The 20,734-nt window shown below is 34.7% G+C and carries 20 protein-coding genes and 1 pseudogene; 10 read left to right on the top strand and 11 right to left on the bottom strand.

Annotated features, from left to right (window positions below; all coding sequences use genetic code 11):
* The first annotated feature begins 457 nt into the window (after positions 1–457).
* Positions 458–1,762, top strand: coding sequence for a UDP-glucose dehydrogenase family protein (locus tag ACYQ3P_RS02200; protein WP_460176321.1), 1,305 nt, complete (start codon positions 458–460; stop codon positions 1,760–1,762).
* Positions 1,763–1,802: 40 nt separating this feature from the next.
* On the opposite strand, the gene ACYQ3P_RS02195 is transcribed toward ACYQ3P_RS02200, so the two are convergent.
* Entirely contained in the window at positions 1,803–2,885 is a 1,083-nt protein-coding gene (locus tag ACYQ3P_RS02195) for an HD domain-containing phosphohydrolase (protein ID WP_460176320.1), read from the bottom strand.
* 2 nt (positions 2,886–2,887) lie between these two features.
* Between ACYQ3P_RS02195 and dtd the strand changes: the two genes are divergently transcribed.
* From dtd to ACYQ3P_RS02165, 6 genes are all read left to right on the top strand, one after another.
* Complete coding sequence (gene dtd / locus ACYQ3P_RS02190) at positions 2,888–3,355, top strand: D-aminoacyl-tRNA deacylase (protein ID WP_460176319.1); 468 nt, start codon at positions 2,888–2,890, stop codon at positions 3,353–3,355.
* The gene (locus ACYQ3P_RS02185) at positions 3,340–4,608 is read left to right on the top strand and encodes a tRNA nucleotidyltransferase/poly(A) polymerase-related protein (protein WP_460176318.1); all 1,269 of its coding nucleotides are present in this window, start codon (positions 3,340–3,342) and stop codon (positions 4,606–4,608) included. Before dtd ends, ACYQ3P_RS02185 begins: the two co-directional genes overlap by 16 nt.
* 615 nt (positions 4,609–5,223) lie before the next feature.
* A complete protein-coding gene (locus ACYQ3P_RS02180; protein WP_460176317.1) occupies positions 5,224–6,108 on the top strand; it encodes a GGDEF domain-containing protein in 885 nt (294 codons plus the stop codon).
* A gap of 830 nt (positions 6,109–6,938) precedes the next feature.
* A complete protein-coding gene (trmB, locus tag ACYQ3P_RS02175; RefSeq protein WP_460176316.1) occupies positions 6,939–7,880 on the top strand; it encodes a tRNA (guanosine(46)-N7)-methyltransferase TrmB in 942 nt (313 codons plus the stop codon).
* Positions 7,880–8,293 carry a hypothetical protein gene (locus tag ACYQ3P_RS02170; protein ID WP_460176315.1) on the top strand — a complete coding sequence of 138 codons (414 nt, stop codon included), beginning with the start codon at positions 7,880–7,882 and terminating at the stop codon, positions 8,291–8,293. The genes trmB and ACYQ3P_RS02170 overlap by 1 nt, the downstream gene beginning before the upstream one ends.
* A gap of 30 nt (positions 8,294–8,323) precedes the next feature.
* Entirely contained in the window at positions 8,324–8,806 is a 483-nt protein-coding gene (locus ACYQ3P_RS02165) for a tetratricopeptide repeat protein (protein WP_460176314.1), read from the top strand.
* Here the strand turns inward: ACYQ3P_RS02165 and ACYQ3P_RS02160 are convergent.
* Positions 8,781–9,455, bottom strand: coding sequence for a phosphorylase family protein (locus tag ACYQ3P_RS02160; protein WP_460176313.1), 675 nt, complete (start codon positions 9,453–9,455; stop codon positions 8,781–8,783). The genes ACYQ3P_RS02165 and ACYQ3P_RS02160 overlap by 26 nt on opposite strands.
* Before the next feature lie 671 nt (positions 9,456–10,126).
* Positions 10,127–10,501, bottom strand: coding sequence for a hypothetical protein (locus ACYQ3P_RS02155; RefSeq protein ID WP_460176312.1), 375 nt, complete (start codon positions 10,499–10,501; stop codon positions 10,127–10,129).
* 155 nt (positions 10,502–10,656) lie between these two features.
* Here ACYQ3P_RS02155 and hisD point away from each other — a divergent pair, with 155 nt between their 5' ends.
* Positions 10,657–11,928, top strand: a complete 1,272-nt coding sequence (hisD, locus tag ACYQ3P_RS02150; protein WP_460176311.1) for a histidinol dehydrogenase — start codon at positions 10,657–10,659, stop codon at positions 11,926–11,928.
* A gap of 257 nt (positions 11,929–12,185) precedes the next feature.
* Here hisD and ACYQ3P_RS02145 read toward each other — a convergent pair whose 3' ends face one another.
* A complete protein-coding gene (locus tag ACYQ3P_RS02145; RefSeq protein WP_460176310.1) occupies positions 12,186–12,419 on the bottom strand; it encodes a hypothetical protein in 234 nt (77 codons plus the stop codon).
* Between the two features lie 96 nt (positions 12,420–12,515).
* Between ACYQ3P_RS02145 and ACYQ3P_RS02140 the strand changes: the two genes are divergently transcribed.
* A complete protein-coding gene (locus tag ACYQ3P_RS02140) occupies positions 12,516–12,962 on the top strand; it encodes a transposase (protein WP_460176309.1) in 447 nt (148 codons plus the stop codon).
* Positions 12,940–13,617, top strand: a pseudogene (locus ACYQ3P_RS02135) (IS256 family transposase); the annotation flags it as partial. The gene ACYQ3P_RS02140 and the pseudogene ACYQ3P_RS02135, both read left to right, overlap by 23 nt.
* Before the next feature lie 40 nt (positions 13,618–13,657).
* On the opposite strand, the gene ACYQ3P_RS02130 reads toward ACYQ3P_RS02135, so the two are convergent.
* The 7 genes from ACYQ3P_RS02130 to ACYQ3P_RS02100 form a co-directional block, all read right to left on the bottom strand.
* Positions 13,658–14,854: an IS1634 family transposase gene (locus ACYQ3P_RS02130; protein WP_460176308.1), complete on the bottom strand. Its 1,197-nt coding sequence runs from the start codon at positions 14,852–14,854 to the stop codon at positions 13,658–13,660.
* Positions 14,855–15,242: 388 nt separating this feature from the next.
* A complete protein-coding gene (locus ACYQ3P_RS02125) occupies positions 15,243–15,899 on the bottom strand; it encodes a cell division ATP-binding protein FtsE (RefSeq protein WP_460176307.1) in 657 nt (218 codons plus the stop codon).
* Positions 15,890–16,600 (bottom strand): ABC transporter permease, encoded by a 711-nt coding sequence (locus tag ACYQ3P_RS02120; RefSeq protein ID WP_460176306.1) that lies wholly within the window; start codon positions 16,598–16,600, stop codon positions 15,890–15,892. Before ACYQ3P_RS02120 ends, ACYQ3P_RS02125 begins: the two co-directional genes overlap by 10 nt.
* A complete protein-coding gene (locus ACYQ3P_RS02115; RefSeq protein WP_460176305.1) occupies positions 16,597–17,397 on the bottom strand; it encodes an ABC transporter substrate-binding protein in 801 nt (266 codons plus the stop codon). Before ACYQ3P_RS02115 ends, ACYQ3P_RS02120 begins: the two co-directional genes overlap by 4 nt.
* An 11-nt stretch (positions 17,398–17,408) precedes the next feature.
* On the bottom strand, positions 17,409–18,536 hold the full coding sequence (locus tag ACYQ3P_RS02110) for a glycosyltransferase family 4 protein (RefSeq protein WP_460176304.1): 1,128 nt from the start codon (positions 18,534–18,536) through the stop codon (positions 17,409–17,411).
* Positions 18,533–19,543, bottom strand: a complete 1,011-nt coding sequence (locus tag ACYQ3P_RS02105; protein ID WP_460176303.1) for a glycosyltransferase family 9 protein — start codon at positions 19,541–19,543, stop codon at positions 18,533–18,535. The genes ACYQ3P_RS02110 and ACYQ3P_RS02105 overlap by 4 nt, the downstream gene beginning before the upstream one ends.
* Positions 19,540–20,715 carry an O-antigen ligase family protein gene (locus tag ACYQ3P_RS02100; RefSeq protein ID WP_460176302.1) on the bottom strand — a complete coding sequence of 392 codons (1,176 nt, stop codon included), beginning with the start codon at positions 20,713–20,715 and terminating at the stop codon, positions 19,540–19,542. Before ACYQ3P_RS02100 ends, ACYQ3P_RS02105 begins: the two co-directional genes overlap by 4 nt.
* Positions 20,716–20,734: the final 19 nt, after the last annotated feature.

Here is a 20,734-nt window from a genome sequence, read left to right as displayed (position 1 = left end):
ATGGGAAAGTCATTACAATGACGGTGAAGGAGAATCCTTGCAAGGACAATGAAGAAAGCCCTCGCAATGACGCTCTTATCCGGTCATTGTGAGTATCACCGATTTTTTTTCCGTCATTGCAATCCTCACTGGTCTTTTTCGTCATTGCGAGGCATCTGTTAGGATGCCGAAGCAATCTGTATTTTTTCTTCGTATGATATAACGGAGAGATTGTTTCGGCTTGCCTGTCGGCAAGCCTCGTAATGACGAAGAGAGGTCATTGCGAGCCTCACCAATTATTTTTTGGTCATTGCGAGCCTCACCGAAGGTGAGGCGTGGCAATCTCAGAGATTGCTTCGCCTTTGGCTCACACTGACGAATTTATATTGCTGTCCTTGAGATAAAAAATTCCAAACTGAAGTTTGCATAAGCCTTAGGTTATAATATTTAAATATCACTAATTTAGGGAGGTTAACTGATGCATATAGCTGTAATAGGAACAGGCTATGTTGGACTGGTTACAGGAGCGTGTTTTGCTGAATTTGGAGTTTTTGTCACCTGTGTTGATAAGGACAAAGATAAGATAGAGAAGCTAAAACAGGGAATTATTCCATTCTATGAACCAGGACTTGAGGATATTGTAAAGAGAAATATGAAAGAAGATAGACTGCGATTTACTACTGAAATAAGCAAAGCAGTTGAAGACTCTCTTGTTATTTTCATAGCTGTTGGAACACCACCAAGGGGAGATGGCTCTGCTGATTTGAAATATATTGAAGAAGTAGCTCATGATATTGCAAAAAATATGACGAGCTATAAAGTAATTGTAACAAAGAGCACAGTTCCTGTTGGAACGGGCTTTAAAATAAGAGATATCATCAAAAAGCATCGTAAAAAACCCGTAGAATTTGATATTGTCTCTAATCCTGAATTCCTAAGGGAAGGCTCAGCTGTTGAGGATTTCATGAGACCCAACAGAGTAGTTATCGGAGCTGAATCTGAGCAAGCAATTGCCATCATGAGAGACCTTTATAGACCCTTATACTTAATAGAGACGCCTTTTGTTATAACCAACATAACCACTGCAGAGCTAATAAAATATGCCACAAACAGTTTTCTTGCAACGAAGATATCGTTTATTAATGAAATTTCTATGCTATGCGAGGCAGTTGGAGCTAATGTGAACACAGTTGCAAAGGCAATGGGACTTGATGGAAGAATTGGTCCAAAATTTTTGCATGCAGGAATAGGGTTTGGAGGCTCATGCCTGCCAAAGGATACAAAGGCACTGGTTAAAATGGCTGAAGAAAAGGGAGTAAATCTTGGCATAGTTAAATCAGCCATTGAAGCAAATCAAAGACAGAGGGAAAGGCTAACAGATAAAATAATAGATTCATTTAAGGGCGATTTAGAAGGAAAGACAATAGGCATTCTTGGACTTTCTTTTAAGCCTAACACGGATGATATAAGAGAAGCTCCTGCTATTTACCTCATTGGCAGACTTCTTGAGAAAAAGGCAAACATAAAAGCCTATGATCCCGCAGCTATGGAGAATACCAAGAAAATATATCCAAACATTAAATATTGTTCAGATGCCTATTCAGTGGCTGAAGGAGCAGATGCTTTGGTTATAGTAACAGAATGGAATCAATTTAGAAATCTTGACATTGAAAAGATAAGGAGAGTTATGAAAAGCAATCTTTTCTTTGATTTTCGCAATATTTATGAACCGCAAAAAGTAAAAGACTTAGGCTTTATGTATCACAGCGTAGGCAGACCTTAATTGACAAAAGCATAATAAGGACGCTTGAGAATTACACAATTTAGGAATCCGCAAATTCCTCACGCAATTTTAGGAATTTGTCAATGTTGTTAATGAAAAGCTCAAAAAGACGAGGGTCAAAGGAGTTTTGCTCCTTTTTCATAATATCCAGTGCCTTGTTAATTGGAAATGCAGGTCTGTAAACCCTGTCAGATGTCAAAGCGTCAAAGACATCACAAATTGAGACCACTCTTGCATAGATATGTATTTCTTCTCCCTTTAATCCCTTAGGGTATCCTGAACCATCCCATTTTTCATGATGCTGTTCAGCAATTATTCTACCTGCCTTGAGAACTGTAAATCTTGGATCAGATGTAAGAATTTTAGCACCGATTACAGTATGAAGTTTGATTATTTCAAATTCCTCTGGAGTAAGTTTTCCCGGCTTCTTTAGAATATGGTCAGGAATGCCTATTTTCCCAACATCATGTAATGGTGATGCTAATGATATTATCCTTTGCTCTTCCTCTGATAAGCCAGCAATTTCTGCAAGAAGTTTACAAAAAAGGCTCATTCTTCTTATGTGATTTCCTGTTTCCTCATCTTTAAATTCTGCTATCATACCAAATTTTAATACTATTTCATACTCAGCTTCATTTGCAAGTTCAAGAGCTTCTTGCAGTTGCTTTGTCTTTTTTCTTACCTCACTTTGCAATATTTCATTCAGGTTTCTTATCAAATCTTGATATTTTTTAACATGAAGCGCATTCATAACTCTCAGCTTCAGTTCTTCAGCATCAAATGGCTTACTCACAAAATCATTGGCACCTAATTTTAGTGCGTGTCTCTTTTCATTTTCGTTGCCTGAAAGAATTATTACAGGAATATGAGATATTGCAGAGTCTGTTTTAAGTATTTTTAAAACTTCAATTCCACTTATGCCTTGCATGCGAATATCAAGAACAATAACATCAGGTGTTATAGATTGCAATATTTCAAGAGCTTCTTCTCCACTGTTTGCAGTAATTATAGTAATAAGCGGGTCATCTGCAAAAACTGTGGATACTAATTCAAGATTTATTATTTCATCATCAACAACCAAAATTTTTGAGACATCTTCAAGCATGGTATGATATATTAACATAAATGAAGGTTATACTCCAAAGAGTAAGTCGGGCATCAGTAGAAGTTGAAGGAAATTGCTTGTCTGAAATCGGAATAGGAATCCTCGTATTTCTTGGAATTGAAAAAGGCGATTCCGAAAAGGATGCAGATTATCTTGTCAATAAAATCGCAAATTTAAGAATATTTGAAGATGAAAAGGGCAAAATGAATCTATCCATCAAAGATGTTGGCGGTGAGATTATGGTTGTCTCGGAGTTTACCCTTGCAGGAGACTGCAGAAAAGGTAACAGACCCTCATTTGACAATGCAATGCCTCCAGAAGAAGCAGAGAAGCTTTATAGATATTTCATAGATAAACTTAAAATCATGAAAATAGTTGTAAAAGAAGGCAAATTTAGAAGTTTTATGAATGTGTCCCTTATAAATGAAGGACCAGTAACATTTATTATTAATTCTGGCATAAGGGGAGAGCCATGTTTAAAAAATTAAGTCAAAATGAACATTTTCAGAAAGTTAAAGAATTTCTCCAAAGTAAAAACTTAGATCGTAATTCCTTTCTCGTTGGAGGAACTGTAAGGGATGTGCTTCTTAATAGAGAGCTGAAAGATTTGGATTTTGCAATCAATGCAGATGCGCTCAACCTTGCAAGGGAGTTTGCAAAGTACATAAATGGGACTTATGTTTTACTTGATGAAGTTTTTCAAATTGGAAGAGTTGTAAAGGAGCAAGTTACGATAGACTTTTCTCGTCTCAGTGGAGACACCATTGAAGATGACCTCAAAGAAAGGGATTTTACAATAAATGCAATGGCTACTGATTTGGAACTGAAAAAATTGATTGACCCTTTCAATGGTCTGCAGGATTTAAATGAAAAGAAAATCAGAATGGTCAAAGAAAAAAATTTAAAAGCAGACCCACTAAGAATTTTGCGAGCTTACAGATTTCATGCAACTTTGGGCTTTGAAATAGAGGAGAAGACCCGTGAGGCAATGAAAAAACACGCTCATCTTATGAAACTAACCGCTAAAGAGAGAATTAAAGAGGAATTATGGAAAATACTTTCTGTTGCTGACAGTGCAAGGACAGCTGAACTTATGATAGAAGACGAGATATTTAAAGTTATTTTTACATCTCCAGAGCATTTACTATTTAAACCGAATATTAATGCATTAAAATTAATGGAAGAAGTTTTAAAGTCTCCCAAGAAAGTTTTTGACTATTACAAGCCTTTGCAAGGCAAAAATATTATCCAGTGCATGAAATTTGCTGCAATCTTTGGGATTCATGCTTTGTCTATGATTAAACAAATAAAACCCTCTCGGAAAGAGGAAAGATTTATTGAAAACCTTTTAAAGGCTGCAGATAAGCTAAAAAAAATAGAGACTCTCTTAGATAAAGTAAGCTTTCTCAGAAGTTATGAAAGCATCCTATATCCTGCACTCATCTATGGCATAAGCATTGACCCTATTGGACTTGCAAGGGCTTGGTTCTACAAAGATTTGGAGCATTTTTACAAAAAGACTTACTCTAAAAACAAAAAGAAACTCCCTGTCATCAAAGGCGAGGACATTCTTGCACTCGGATTTGAACCTTCTCCATTGGTTGGTCAACTAATTGAGAGAATAGAAATCCTTACACTTGCTGGAAGAATTTCAAACAAAGAAGAAGCGATGAGAGAGCTTAAAAAATATTTAACACTTACAAGACCAACCACGACTGAAGAATTTAAGGAAAAATTTTGAGCAATTAATATGCTGTATTTCCTCAAAATAAAATTTTCCAGAACAGACATTGAAGATTGTCATGGTTGAACCTCGCTTAGTTTTTTTCTCATATACCTCACCAATTGGATAGTTACGAGCATGGATATGTCTCCTTTCATTTACTATATTGCTAATAATAAAAGGAATATCAGACGCTCGCCTTTCTTGTCAATTAGGAGAAAACAATACTTTTTCGGGTAGATTATTTTTGAGGAAAACCGAAAAATAGAGATAGACACTCGTCACTGCGAGCCCCCCTGTTGCGAACGATAGCGTGTCAATCCACAACATCGTCACTGCGAGCCTCCGAAGGAGGCGAAGCAGTCTCTAACTGGTGAATGGTGATTCGTGGATGGTGGATGGTGCATGGTGAACACCTCTCCGTCATTGCGACTCCGAGCGAAGCGAGGGGGAAGCAATCTTGCCTTTTCCCCTTCAAATAGATTGCTTCGCATCCTTGGGATGCTCGCAATGACAGCAAAAAAATACTTAATTTTCAAATGGTTATGCCAATTATTGGATTTCTATCGCTATCTTTTGGGAAAATCAGGTGCTTGCTATCAAAAGTAATTCGGTATTATAATTATTATGGCTATGGAAAAAATATTTTACGAATTAGCAGATAGTCTATACGAAGGCATTTATTTTATTGATACTCAAAGAAGAATTTTATTTTGGAACAAGTCTGCTGAGGAAATAACAGGATACAAAGCAGAGGAAGTAATAGGTAAAGGTTGTAATGATAATATTCTAAGGCATGTTGATGAACACGAAAACAATCTATGCGAAAATACCTGTCCGATGTTAATGGCAATGTCAAGACGAGTAAAGGTTGAAGATACGGTTTACCTACATCATAAAACTGGATATAGGTTAAGGGTAAGAGTAAAAGGCATTCCAATAATAGAAGACAATCAAGTAAAGGGTGTAGTTGAAATATTTTTACCAGTTTTTTCAACTTCTGATACAGAGCAAGATTTGTTAAGTCTTGCTTTAAAAGATTCTCTAACAAAGATATTAAACCGTCGGGGTTTTGAAACACTCTGTGAGTTAAGACAAAGAGAAATGTTAATGCTAAACTATAATCCGGCAATTTTGTTGTTTGATATTGATGATTTCAAAAAAATAAATGATACCTATGGTCATGATATAGGAGACAAGGTTTTAAAAGCAGTTGCTCAAACTTTGCAAAACATTGTAAGACATCAAGATATCGTGAGTCGCTGGGGAGGTGAGGAGTTTCTTATATTGGTATTTATAAAAGAACCAAAGGAAATAAATTCAATTGGCAACAAGATTGTCAAAATTATTCAGAGTACATGGATAGAACACGATGGAGAAATAATAAGATTTACTGTCTCAGGTGGTAGAACTATGTTGAAAAAAGAAGAAAATATATTGGATGCTATAAATCGGGCAGACAATTTGATGTATCAGGCAAAAAAATCTGGAAAAAACAGGTTTATAAGCGATATTTAAATTAAATGAGATATTTTTTATATGCAACCTTTGTTAGCCTTTCATTGTAAATATCTGAAATGCACAGTGGTAAATGTTGAAATTGCTTGGTTTTGGAGACTGTGGCGAGTCGGAAATGTCGCTACCTTTCGCAATGATTATCATGAGAGTTATTGCAAGCCTGCCGATTATTTTTTTTCCGTCATTGAGAGCCTCACCGTTTACCTACGTGCTGTCATTGAGAGCCTCACCGAAGGACACTTTTTCTGTCATTGCGAGCCTGCCGAAAGGCAGGCGTGGCAATCTCGCTTCCTTGGTGACCCATCCTGTCACTGCGAGGCATTCGTTAGGATGCCGAAGCAATCCCGTTCCTTGTTGAAAAGAAAAAAGAGATTGCTTCGGGCACTTCGTGCTCTCGCAATGACGAAGGAAGGGGTCATTGCGAGCCTGACGACAGGCAGGCGAAGCAATCTCATAAAAAGAAAGTATAGCCTCAGAAATAAAATCTCTCGCAATGTCCATATATCTAACATACGATGACGACAAGGGGGGCAACCTCGCAATGACCACTTTTCCAGTCTTCACGAGACTTGCGAAGCAACATTTTCCCGTCATCACGAGGCTTGCGAAGCAAGCCGAAGTGATCTCTCTTTATGATATAGAAAAGATGAGATTGCTTCGGGTGCTATCGCTCCTCGCAATGACGGTGTGGGGGTGTCCTCACGATGATGATGTGGGGGGTGTCCTCTCAATGATGGAAAGGTGGGAGACTTATGCGAGCCGAAGGCGTGGCGAACCTTCGCAATGACAAGTTGGAAGATGTCAAAAAATGAGGATTGAGAGCTCGTATAATGACAATTGAAAACCGATTAATTCAGGATTTAAATTCAATGAAGTTTTACATTGACTACAGAAAAGTGGAAAAACCTCTCACTTTTGAAAACTTCACAGTAGAAATAGGTTTCGGCTCTGGTGATTATCTAATAAAACTTGCGCAAGAGCATAGAGATGAAATATTTTTTGGCATAGAAAAATCATGGATCTCAATTAACAAACTTCTCAAAAGATGTATTAAATTGAATTTATCCAATGTATTCTGCACTCGTCTTGATGCTTATTGGGCGCTTCAGCTTCTATTTAAAGATTGTACCGTAAAAAGAATAATCATGAATTATCCTGACCCGTGGTTTAAAAAATCCCATCAAGAAAAAAGGCTTACAACAAAAGAGAATCTATATGTTTTTGCAAAAAAGTTAATTCCTTCTGGAGAGATAAAAATTAGAACCGATGAGTATTTGTTTGTTGAATTTTCATTACAAGAGGCTAATGCATTGGAATGCTTTGAAGTATATGTTTCAATACCTTCTGTTACAGAGCCTTTAACTAAATATGAAAAGCGTTGGCTCTCAATGGGAAAGAAAATATGGGATATTGTATTAAAAAAAGAAAAAGAGCCTGATCCTATGCCAATTCGGGAAATCAAGGAGGTGAAAGATTTGTTTCCAGTAAAAATACAGCCAAAAGAGCTGAAAATTCAGAATATATCCAATAAGGAATTTAAGATTGAAGAAGGTTTATATCTGAAGTGTTTTTCTGTTTGGCAAAGGAACGAAGATTTTGTTATTGAGACATTAATTTCAGAAAATAACTTTCTGCAAGCCTTTATGGTTACTATAAAGAAAAGGCAGGATTATTATATAATAGATGTATCTCAATTTAGCGAGATTTTAAAAACCGAGGGAGTAAAAAAAGCTTTGATTTTTTTAGGTGAAATTTTGAGCAAGAAGGAGTGATGAAAAAGAAAATTCTTATATGTGTTCAGAAAGATATTGTAAATGCTATAAACTGGGCATTGAAGGACTTACCTGTCATTTCTGCTCAGTATGTTGACCACCTATATCAACTTGAAAAAATATTTGAGAGTGAAATAGATTTCTGTTTGCTAATAATTGATTCTTTAATAGATGGTGAAAGCACAGAGTCTTTTTTACCGAAAGTAAGAGAAAAGTCAAAGATTAAAATTCTTTTTATTATTTCGGCAGATACGAAAAGAGACAAGATTGTAAATCTAATTCAGAACAAATTGGTTGACGGTGTCATCATAAGACCCTTTAATGCAAATCAGATAGTTGATAATGTCTCAAAATTATGCGGATTGGAAAGACCATCAGAAAAACCTTGGTATATGTATACAAAGCCACAATAACTTTGATATAATTTTTAAATGGAGCAAAAAATGACATACGAAGAAAGATTTGAAGACGCCAATGATTTTCTCAGATATAGAGAATTTGACCAAGCATGTAAGATTTATGAAGAACTAATAAATGAAGGCTTTTACTCTCCAGAGCTTTATAACAACTATGGCTTAGCACTCTTTTATCTTGACCAGCTTGAAGAGGCTTTAAAGCAGTTTGAAAAAGCAATTAGTCTTGATAAATCCTTTTCATTGCCCTATACTAATATAGGACTTATTTATTTAAACAAGGAAGAATATGAAAAGGCTGTTGAATACTTTTTAAATTCACTTAAACTTGAACCCAATCATCCAGAGACCCTTTATAATCTTGCAGTTACCTATTATAGAATGGGCGATAAAACTCAGGCGCTTAAGTTTTATGAGGATTTTTTGAATTTTGCAGGCGATGAACATAAAGCATTAAAGGAAAGTGTCAGCAAAATAATTGCTCAGATTAAGCAAGCTCTGCAAGAAGGTTAAAATTATCAAGTATAAATTTCTGAGAAACTTCAGCTGATTTTTTTACTTCATCAATTGTTAAAAGCTTTGTTCTGTCAGTAACTAAATTGCTAATACTTCTTATCTCACTTAACACGACATTATAAATTTTAGCAGCCTTTGCGATCGCAGCACCTTCCATATTTTCGCATATAGCATTAAATTTTCGTTCAAGAAAATTTGCTCTTTTAATATTACCTGTGCATGCAGATACGGTAAGAAAAGTGCCTGTTTTTAAGCCTTTTAGAAAATCTGGCACAAAAAGACTGATTTCTTCCTGTTCTATGAATATAAATGCATCGTCCTTATTTTCACACTGAATTAAAACTCCCTTGTCTGCATCTATTTCTTTATCAGCCACAGCAATATCCCCTATTTTTAATCCTGATGAAGGATAAGCTCCTGCAATGCCTGAAACAATGGCATAGGAGATAGGATTTTTTTCAAAAGCAAGAACCGCAGCAATAGAAGAATTTATTTTCCCAATTCCAGAAATGCAAATCAATGCATCGGTATTTTTGATTTTACCTCTAAGGAAAGGGACACCCTTAATAGAGAACTCGCTTTTATTTGATAAAGATTTTGTAATCAATTCGCATTCTATTTTTGTAGCAAAAAATAACGTAATCATCTCTATATTTTAAACATTTTTTATCTAAATTGGGCGATTTTTTATAAAAATTTTGTTAATCCGTCATTGCACGACTGCGATTATTTTTTAGACATTGTGAGGGTGCAATAGCAACTGAATCAATCTCTTTTTTCTATTCCAAATAACAAAAAAGAGATCACTTCGGCTTGCTTCGCAAGCCTCGTGATGACGGGAAAAAGTTGCTTCGCAAGCCTTGTGATGACAAAAAAAGTTTCTTCGCAAGCTTCGTGATGACAAAAGAGGGATCATTGCGAGGTTGCCCCCCTTGTCATTGCGAGGGCACGAAGTGCCCGAAGCAATCTCTTTTTTCTTTTCAACAAGGAACGGGATTGCTTCGGCATCCTTAAGGATGCCTCGCAATGACTGGATAGGGCATAAAGGAACGAGATTGCTTTGCAATGCTTCGGATTGCTCACAGTGAGAGAATGGAGACATCAAGGAAGAGAGATTGCCACGCCTCACCTTCTGTGCGGCTCGCAATGACAGAAAAAATAATCATTGAGGCTTGCAATGACAAAGGAAGGGGGCATTGCGAGCCTGCCAACAGGCAGGCGAAGCAATCTCATAAAAAGAAAGTATAGCCTCAGAAATAAAATCTCTCGCAATGTCCATATATCTAACATACAATGACAGTAAAAAATACTTAATTTTCAAATAGTTATACCAATTATTGGATTTCTATCGCTATTTTTGGTAAGTTCTTCAATACAGACAGAAAGTATTGGATGAAGCCTTTCTGCACATATAAAACCTGAAAGTTTAAGGCACTGTCTCAATAGTTCAATATGTTGCCAATTGTACTTCCTTTTTCTTTTAGAGTTTTTCTGAGTATTTTTCATCTTTGTATGATATTGTCCTGACAAATACTTTTTTTCAAATCTTTTCAGTCTCTTCTGAGCTGTAGATATTGAAATACCTGAGATTTCAGCATACTGTCTGATAATTTCAGATTTTTTGTTTTTTGATGCGTTTATGTAGTTTTTTATCAACCTTGTCATTAATTGCATATCAAACTCCTGTATCATGTTTTGTCCTCCTGAGTATAATTGTTTTGACTCAGGAGATATTTTAGCATTTTACGGACATTTTATTTTTATCTATCCATCTATATTTCACGGACATTTTTTATTATCTAATGCGATAACTGGCAATTTTTTGTTAAATATCTGTATAATTTCTTATGCAAACGATTAGGACAAAAGAGCAACTTTCAAAAATTTTAAAGAAAATAAGAAAAAGGGCAACATCAAATCCAAAGATTGAAAGGACTGTAAAAAAAATTCTTGATGAAGTCAGAAAAAAAGGTGATGAGGCTTTAATAAAGTATAATCTTTTGTTTGACAAACACAGCCTTCCACTCAAAATTTCATTAGATGAAATAAAGGAAAATGCTAAAAAAGTCCCTGCTGCTGTTGTAGATGCTCTTAAGTTTGCTGCTGAAAGGATAAGAAAATTTCATGAAAAACAGCTTGATGCATCATGGCAGTATGAGGAAGAAGACATTGTTCTTGGTCAGATTATTAGACCAATTGAAAGGGTTGGAGCATATGTTCCAGGTGGAAAAGCCTGCTATCCATCAACTGTGCTCATGAACATAATTCCTGCTCAGGTTGCGGGAGTAAAGGAGATTGCAGTATGTGTTCCAACTCCAGAGGGACATATTAATCCTGTTCTTTGTGCTGCATTTGATATTTTGGAAGTTCAGGAATGCTACAGAGTTGGAGGAGCTCAGGCTGTAGGTGCATTGGCTTATGGAACTGAGACAATCAAGAAAGTAGATAAAATTGTAGGACCGGGGAACATATATGTTGCAACTGCAAAAAAGATTGTTTTTGGTGAAGTTGACATTGACATGGTTGCAGGACCAAGCGAAATACTTGTTATTGCTGATGACTCAGCAAATCCTTCATTTGTTGCATCAGATATGCTTTCTCAGGCTGAGCACGATGAGATGGCTTGCAGTGTCCTTGTTACAGTATCTGAGAATTTGGCAAAAGAAGTGAAAAAAGAAATTCAAAAACAGATAAAGCTTCTTCCAAAGGCATCAATTGCAGAGGCATCTCTTAAAAATTTTGGTGCAATAATAATAACATCATCCCTTGATGAAGCATGTGAAGTAGCAAACATAATAGCTCCTGAGCATCTTGAAATTATGACTGAAAATCCTGAAAGTCTGCTTCCCAAAATTAAAAATGCTGGTGCGGTTTTTCTTGGAAAATGGACGCCAGAGCCAATAGGTGACTATGTTGCAGGTCCAAATCATACTTTGCCAACATCTGGCACAGCAAGATTTTTCTCTCCTTTAGGTGTTTATGACTTTGTAAAAAGAAGCTCATTAATAAAAGTAGGAGCTCAAGGATTTAAAAAACTTGCTCCATATGTTGAGCTTATTGCAGAGGTTGAAGGCTTACATGCCCATGCAAATACTGTAAAGGTGAGACATACTAAATAGTCTTAATCCTACCTTCATTTTTTAATTGAGCGATTCTTATGAGAGCCTCACCAAAGTTAGGCTTGGTAATCTACCTCTTCGTCATCGTATGTTAGATATATGGAGATAGCGAGATACCTTAGTCCTAAAGCAATCTATTCTTTTTATGAGATTGCCACGCCTGCCTGTCGTGGCTGTGTCGCAATCTCCCAAATCTCTTAGACCCCACTTCATCAACTTTTGAATAAAAAAATTTTAAAATCAATGAGTTATAATTTTTAGATTAGCCTACAAAATTCTCTCGCACTTTCGTAAGTTCTGAAAATCTTATCCCCTACTCCCAATATTCTAAGTATCTTTTTATGTTCCTCCTTAGCTTTGCTCATAATCCTTATTTTCTCCCCCTCTATCTCAAAACCTCCTATCCCTATCTCATAAAATTTGTCCAAACACTTCTTCAGACTGTTTTCTTTGCTCTCCCTTAACCATCCTTTCTCCTTCAACTCATCCATTAGCCTGTTTAACACTGTCTGGGCTACCACACATAAAAATAGGAGGTTATAATAAAATTGTGTCTATTGTGCAGATATTTTTTGGATTAGAGGAAAATGGGAACTAAAAAGAATAATAGCAAAAAAAAAACAATTTATGGAATAACCTTAAAAAAGGAGGAATGGGAAGTGATTCAACAGTTTGGGCTTGAAAATTTTATTAAAGAAATTGCAGAGATGCCACCTCAGGAAAGCATTAAAGTTTTAGCTGAGATGCTTTTTAATTTATTGATGAAGAAAGAAAGAGATTTTTTTGTAGAGGCAGACTCTGACAACAAATCAAATGGGTTTTATCAAAGACAGCTCGGATGTATGTTTGGAAATTTAAATTTGTCAGTGCCAAGAGACAGACAGGGAAGATTTCGCTCCGCAGTGCTACCACCTCATTGGAAAAGATTTGACAAAGATTTTGAGGATTTCATCCTAAATCTGATTCTGCAGAGTTATTCTCCATCAAAAATCAAAAGTCTTCCAGAAAAGCATGAATCTTCCATATTCTCCTGAGCAAATAGAGGAGTTAAAAGAGGAGTTATACAGTAAAGCAAAAGAATTAGTAAGCCGAGAACTGCCTTCTGATTGTTTTGCCCTATTTTGTGATGCATATCATACAGAGATGAAGGATGAAAGCAGAAGAATTCGTAAAGCAGTCATCTATACGGTTTTAGGGATAGATATGCAGATGAAGAAAGATTTGTATGGGTATTATGTTTTTATTGGCTCAGAAAACAAAGGAGATTGGCTCAAGATATTTAACAATCTGATTAGCAGGGGATTGAGGAGAGTAATGATAATTGTCTCTGATGATTTTCCAGGGCTTAGTGAGGCTGTAAAGACCTTATTTCCTCAAACTGACCATCAACTTTGCCTTGTTCATATGCAAAGAAATATTTACAAAAATATGTCAAAGGCTGATGCAAGGCAGTTTAGTGAAGAGATTAACAGAATAAAACACATAGGCGATTATGAGGATACTGTCAGGGAATTTGAAGATGTGCTAAAGAGATTTGAAAAGAAATATCCTGCCTATATAAAGATGCTAAATAGCAAGAAGGAGAATTATTTTTGTTACAAGAAATATCCAGAAGAGATAAGAAAGCACATATATACAACGAACGCGGTAGAGAATATAAATAGCAGGCTGGAAGTCTTAAGGGTAAACTCTGGAGGGTATTTTCAATCTGAGAAAACTGCATCAGTGGCTATATATGTGATAGTAGATAAAATAAGAAAAGGCAGATGGAGCAAACCGATGGCTGTATCTCGTGGGGTATTGTATGAACTTCAACAAATGTTTCAGATGAGATTTGCGCATGAGACACAAAATTCTTGACAACTGTCTGCCTTACTTTTTCCAATGCCTCCCTGCCCCTTTTAAGTATACTTTCCAATGTCTCCCTGTCATGGCTTTCTCTGTATTCAGACCCACATAGTACATATCTGCTCTTTACCCCTTCCTCTTCACTTATATAGATGGTCACTGGCAACTCCTTCTGAAATATATCTAACTGTATACCCTTCTGCACTACCATTTTCTTTGCTTCCCTAAATCTCATCGCTAATATGTAGTTTATCCCCTCTCTCTCAAGATACTCTATATTCTGTAATGTCACCATCCCCCTGTCTCCTATAAATACTGCCTCCTTGATGTCGTATCTCTTCTTTAACTGACTTATTAGTCCCTTTACTGTCTCCTTATCTGATATGTTGCCTTCTATAACATCAAAATGCACTGGAAATTTATTCTCGTTCAAACATAAACACAACAATACTTGCTTTTTATCGGGCTTCCCATCCCTTGAGTATCCATATCTTGCAAGCCCCAGAGGTCCTTGACCCTCAAAGTATACTGAGGTAATATCATAAAGCAACAACTTTGTCCCTTGTGCTCCCGTCTTATAAAAATCATCTAACACATTATCCATCTTCTCATACAACTTGTCCATTGCCCTGTATATCTCATTTACATGCATATCCTCTTCCCTTAAATCAAACAGTTCCATAAAACCACTTCTTCGTATCCATCCCACTGATGCATACTTACTCCTTGGCTCTATTATCCTGTTAAGCACTACTGCCAAAAGCAAATCTCTTACCTTCTTTGGAAAATGCCTTAACCATCCCAGAAATCCTATCTTCATCATAAATCCTAACAGTAACAGTATATGCCCTACTGAAGTTGCATCCTCAAAAAACTTGTCTTTGTCCACTACAACCTTTTTCTCAGGTGACTTAAGCAGTTGCCTTATTTTGGAAATAAGAGGCTCACCTAAGTGAGTGATATTGGCAATTTTTTCATGCCTAACCTTTTTAGTTTTTTTGTCTCTGTAAGCTTTAGATATTTCGTAGGTTTTGTATTTTTTACCTTTTTTTGTTGACCAAGATTCTTTTACGAACATAGTTACCTCCTTTTTATATTAGTATACAAAAATTAGACAAAAAAGTCAATATTTAAGGGAATAAATAAGCAAAAATAATAAAATTAGATTAGACTACAAAATTGAATGAAAAAAGATATAACTTATTGAATTATAAAGCTTTTGATATTTTTAAAGGCTGAAAATTGATGAAGTTGGGTTAAATCAGTCTGCATTTGTAAAAATTTTGTAGAATTTTCAATGTGTTTTAAAAAGCCTTGAGGAGAAAAATCTGACAATTATAACACAGCCAACTGTCGGCAGGCTTGCAATGACAAAAGAGTCAGTGGGGCTCGCAATGCCCCCCTTCCTTCGTCATTGCGAGGCATCCGATAGGATGCCTCGCAATGACGCTTAAGAATGACAAAATTTAGGAAATAGTCTTAATCTTTCCTTCATCAAGCAAAAGATGAAAGTCTCCTATTTTCTTTGCAAATTCTTTATCATGGGTTGCAATGATTATTATTGATTTCAATCTCTTTTTAAGTTGAATGAGGATTTTTTCTATTATTTCAGTATTTTCCTTATCAACTGAGGCAGTTGGTTCATCAAGCATTAAAATTTCTGGCTCTATTACAATTGCCCTTGCAATACCCATTCTTTTTGTCTCACCAGTTGAAAGGGTAAGGGCATTCTGATTCTTTTTATGAGCTAATCCAACAAATTCAAGTGCCTCTTGAACTCTTTCTTTAATCTCATTCTTTTTAAATCCCCTTATCTTCAGTCCATAGGCAATGTTGTTAAAAACAGTGCTGTTGAAAACTCCTACATCTGGCAGTAGCAGAGTAATCCTTCTTCTTAGTCTTAAGTCATGGGGAAGGAGTTTATCATCTTCAAAATATTGAACCTCTCCTTTGTCAGGAGACTCAAGAAGTGTACAAATTCTTAGAAGTGTTGATTTTCCAGAACCATTAGGACCTGTAAGAACATAAACTGCACTTTTGCTAAAGGAGTATGAGCAGTTATTAAGAATTTCTTTATTGTTGTAGGATTTATAAATGCTTGACAAAATGAGTTTTAGCCCCATTGCACCTGCGCAGTTCCCTTTTTCTGAATAAGGAAAAGCATAAGATTTATGATGAACGATATTGAAAGAAGAATTATTCCGAGAGCCATTGCAAGCTCAAAATTTCCTTTGTCAGTCTCCATTGCTATTGTTGTTGTCATAACACGGGTGTATCCTGCAATGTTTCCACCAACAATAAGAATTGCACCAACCTCAGCCATTACTCTTCCAAGTGCTGCAATAACACCAGCCATTATTCCATATCTTGCCTCTTTTATGATAGTAAGGGAGCACTGCAGTGCAGTTGCACCAAGTGTAATTGATGCAAGCTTAACTGAAATGTTTACTTTTACTATTGCAGAATGAGTGAGGGAGGCAACAATTGGAGACGCAAGAATTGTTTGAGCAATAATCATTGCTGTTGGAGTGTAAAGCAGACTCAAGAAACCAAGTGGACCACTTCTTGATAGCATCAAATAAAGAAACAATCCTACAACAACAGGAGGAAGTCCCATAAATGTGTTAAGAAGAGTTATAACAATACCTCTTCCTGGAAATTTCTTTAATCCGATAAGGGCTCCAATTGGAAGACCGATTAAAGTTGCAATAATGAGAGCTAATCCAGAGACTTTAAGGGAAAGAATTATTATGCTAAAGAGCTCTCTGTCAAGGTTTATAATCAGATTAAAAGCCTGCCTGAAGGATTCAATTATAAAGTTCATTTTGCATTAGGAATAAAAAGTTGATTTCCATATTTGTCTTTAAATGATGCAATTGCTGATTGTCCTTCCTTTGATGTTATCCATTTTATAAATTGCATTGCTTCATTATATTTTACATGTTTATGCCTTTGTGGATTAACTGCCATGACTGAGTATTGATTGAAAAGAATAGGGTCACCTTGAAATAAAATTGTAAGCTCAATCCTGTCCTTTACAGCAAGCCATGTTCCCCTGTCAGTAAGTGTGTATGCTTGCTTTTCATTTGCAATTCTTAGAGTTTTCTCCATTCCTTGTCCTGCCTCAAGATACCATCTCTTTCCATTTGGTTCAATGCTTGCTTTTTTCCATAGTGATAATTCTTTCATATGAGTGCCTGATTTATCAGCCCTTGAAACAAAAAGACTTTCAGCGTCTGAAATTCTCTTAAATGCATCTGAGGCATTTTTTGCATACCTTACTTTTGCAGGATCAGATTTAGGTCCAACAATTATAAAGTCGTTGTAGCAGACTTCATGCCGATTAACAAAATAGCCCTGCTTGACTGCCTCAATCTCAAGTTCCTTTGCATGAACAAACAATGCATCAGCATCTCCCCTTTTACCCATCTCAATTGCTGCCCCTGTTCCCCTTGCAACAACCTTAACTTTTATGCCTGTCCTCTTTTCAAAAATTGGCAAAATATGATTCAACAATCCAGAATTTTCAACAGATGTAGTCGTCGCAAGAATAATTGTTTCAGCGGCGTATAAAGGATTTAATAATAACATGAAAAATAACAAAACTAAAATAAGATTCATTTTTTAGCCTCCTACAAAATTTTAATGTTCAATTTTTTATTTTTATATAAATCTAACATTTTTTGCAAATTGTTTTTTATATCGTAAAGATAAGCCTTTTTTTGTGCATTTACTGATATTTGGTTATACATATTTTTATCCTCAATCAAGAGTTTTATGTATTTTGCCATTTCATTAACCATTTCTGGCTTTTCTACAATAAACCCGTCTTTCATATGTTCAATAATTTCAGAAGCACCAGCAAGAGATGTTGTAATTACTGGTAATCCACATGCCATTGCTTCAAGAACAACCAAGCCAAATGGTTCATACATTGTAGGAAATATAAATATATCTGATGCAGAGTAGTATTTTTCTATTTCTTTTTGGGGTCCACAAAAAATGATTCTTTGGTTTTTTATGAATTTTTCATACTTTTTTGGATTTCCCTTACCTACAATTAAACCACAGATTGGATGTGGTACTCTTTCAATTGCCTGAATAAAGTATTTTACACCCTTTCTTTCAAATCCTGAACCAACAAAAAGTGCGACAAGATCGCTTTCTTTAATATTGTATTTCTGCCTAATTTCTTTTCTGTAATTTTCATTTTTTTTAAATTTTGTTGTGTCAATTCCATTGTAAATTACAACAATATCTTCAGGATTAACTGAGTAGTGCTCAATAAGATTTTTTTTTACAAGTTCTGATATTGCAATAATTTTTTTGTATTTATGTTTTTTATACATTAAATACTCTGCCAAAAGATACCATTGATGAAAAGGATTAAGAAGAATAGAAAGTTTTTTTAGCAAATTTATTCTTTGCATCCTTTGTTTGAGCCATTCTTTATGAACACCATCACCAGCTCTGATAATATCTTGAAAAAAAGTTTTTTCGTGGGATTGAATAATTTGAAAATTTTTTGATTTTTTAACAGCAATAGAAGAAAAAATAGAGAAGCTTATTTCTCTTAAAAAAGAGGGAAAAGGAATTGTAAATACTTTATGAACTTTTATATTTTTTTCAGATTTTCCACTCCATTTTCTGCAAAATATGTGAACTTCCCAACCAAGTTCAACTAATTTATTAATCAATTCCCTTAGATATGTTTCTCCACCAAATGGAGTATATTTTTTTCTAATAATTGCAATTTTCATATTTTACCATCTAAAATTTTAAGAGATATTTCAAGTACATCAGACACTTTAATATTTCTTACGCATCTAAAAGACTTATCGCATTTTCTTCCAATGCAGTGTTCGCAACGGGGAGCACCTCTTAAAACAAAAGATTTTTCACTTGTTGGTCCCCATCTTCTTTCATCTGCTGAGCCAAAAAGAGCAATTGTTGGAATATTAAATAATGATGCAAGATGCATTGGACCGGAGTCATTTCCAATAAAAAGATTTACTTTACTCATTAAAGCACACAATTCACCTAATGAGAGTTTTCCTGTAAGATTGATTATTCTATCATTAGGCATTTTTATTTCAGTTGCCTCATTTTTGGATCCTATGCAATAGACTGTTGCTTTTGATGAAAGATTTTCAGCAACTTTTAAAAAATTTTCTAAGTCCCATCTTTTATAAATTTTTCCAGCCCAAGGATGAATGCATACTGTTTTATTATTATTATTATTGAGATTAATTTTTTTACTTAGATTTTCAATCCATTCTTCCTTTATTTTAGGTTGAGGAAGTGGAACAACATTAAACCCTAAAGATTTAACCAAAGAAAGATAGAAATTTCTTTTATGAAAATAATCATTATTCTTGATTTCTATTTTTATGTTGTAAAGATAACTTCTATCTCCTGTTTTCAGTCCTATTCTTTTCTTTGCTCCAGATAAAAAAGCAAGCAAAGCACCGGTTTGCCTGCCTTCAAAGTCAATAGTAATATAGGGAGCAAGATTTCTTAATTTTGCAATTAATTTAGTAGTTAACAATATTTTTTGGTATAAATCAGATTTTTTAATTTTTTCACGGGCAAAGGGAATGATTTGTTTTTTTGAAAAGAACATTTCAGGTATATCAATGAATCTTTCATCTACAACAATATATTTTTCAAATTCTTTTAAAGCTTCATTCAATGAGTATAAAGCAGACATTGAAACAATTAGATTTCCCAAATGTTTTTCAGGAATCAAAATTAAAGCATTTTTCATTTTTGTTTTTCCAGTATGTTTACTCCCATAGCAACTATTACTGCTAACCAATGAAGTGATTTGTATGCATCAAATAAACCAATAAAGATGAAATTAAAGATAATTACAGAAGATAAAGCCAAAAATATGTAAGAATGTCTTTTTTTCACTAAAGCTTCATATAAAAATTTATAGCTTGAATAAAAAACTGTCAATACATAAAAAATTAACCCTACTATTCCTGTATGAAATAGCATCCTTAAAAACATACTATGATGACCTTTCCAATCTGGTGGTGTTGTTCCTATACTTTTAAATAACTCTTCATTGTTAACAAAACTGTCACCCCATCCCCATCCTAATAGCGGCTTTTCTTTAAAAGCTAATAAAATTTTTTCCCATATTGTAGTTCTATATGTTAATGTAGTTAAATTTTGAGAGAATGAATGAATTTTTGCTTGGAAAACAGGAACGAATAAATATGAAGCAAAGATTAAAAATAAAAGTCCTATAGTGGTTGGAATTAGATACTTTTTTAGACTAATATTTTCAATTTTTTTTATACCTAAAAACCAAAATAAGGTGAATAAGATGAAAGCTGCTAAGCCAATTCTGTAAGATGAAAATATGTATGCTATAGTTGAAAGAATAATTAAGCAAATGCAAAGAGTTTTGAAAGACTTATTTGGAGTTTTTAAAAAAGCATAAATTACGAATGGGAAATAAAACAAAATAAAATAGGGAAATCTATTTGGTCCTGCATATAAAATAAAAGTATTGGAACTCATTAAACTACAATTGTTTACGAAAAAGAATGTATAAAAGCCTGACAAGACAATAACAGTTAAAGAGAATGCTGCAGAGTAAGCTATAAAGTTTATTTTTTTTACATCTTTTATTGCAGAAGCAAAAATTGTAAAACCTAACAGAGCTTTTAAGGGTTCACTTTTTATTTGTGATAGAGTTTCTTGTGGATTAAAAGAATAAAAATAAGAAATCCCAATTATGGAAATCATGGCATAAAAAAATAAACTAATAGGGTTAATTAGAGTTATTAAGTTTGCATTCTTAATATTTATTAACCAACATACAAAAGCTGAAAACAATGCAATGGTTCTTAATGTTTCCATTTTTGAGAAAAAAAGTGTTGAAAAGTAAAAAACTAAAAGAATAAAAATTACTTTTTCTATCATTTCTCCAATTCTGTTATTA

The organism is Thermodesulfovibrio hydrogeniphilus (assembly GCF_054657355.1).
Note: the sequence above shows the minus strand (reverse complement) of the source record. Positions and strands in the feature narration are given on the sequence as shown.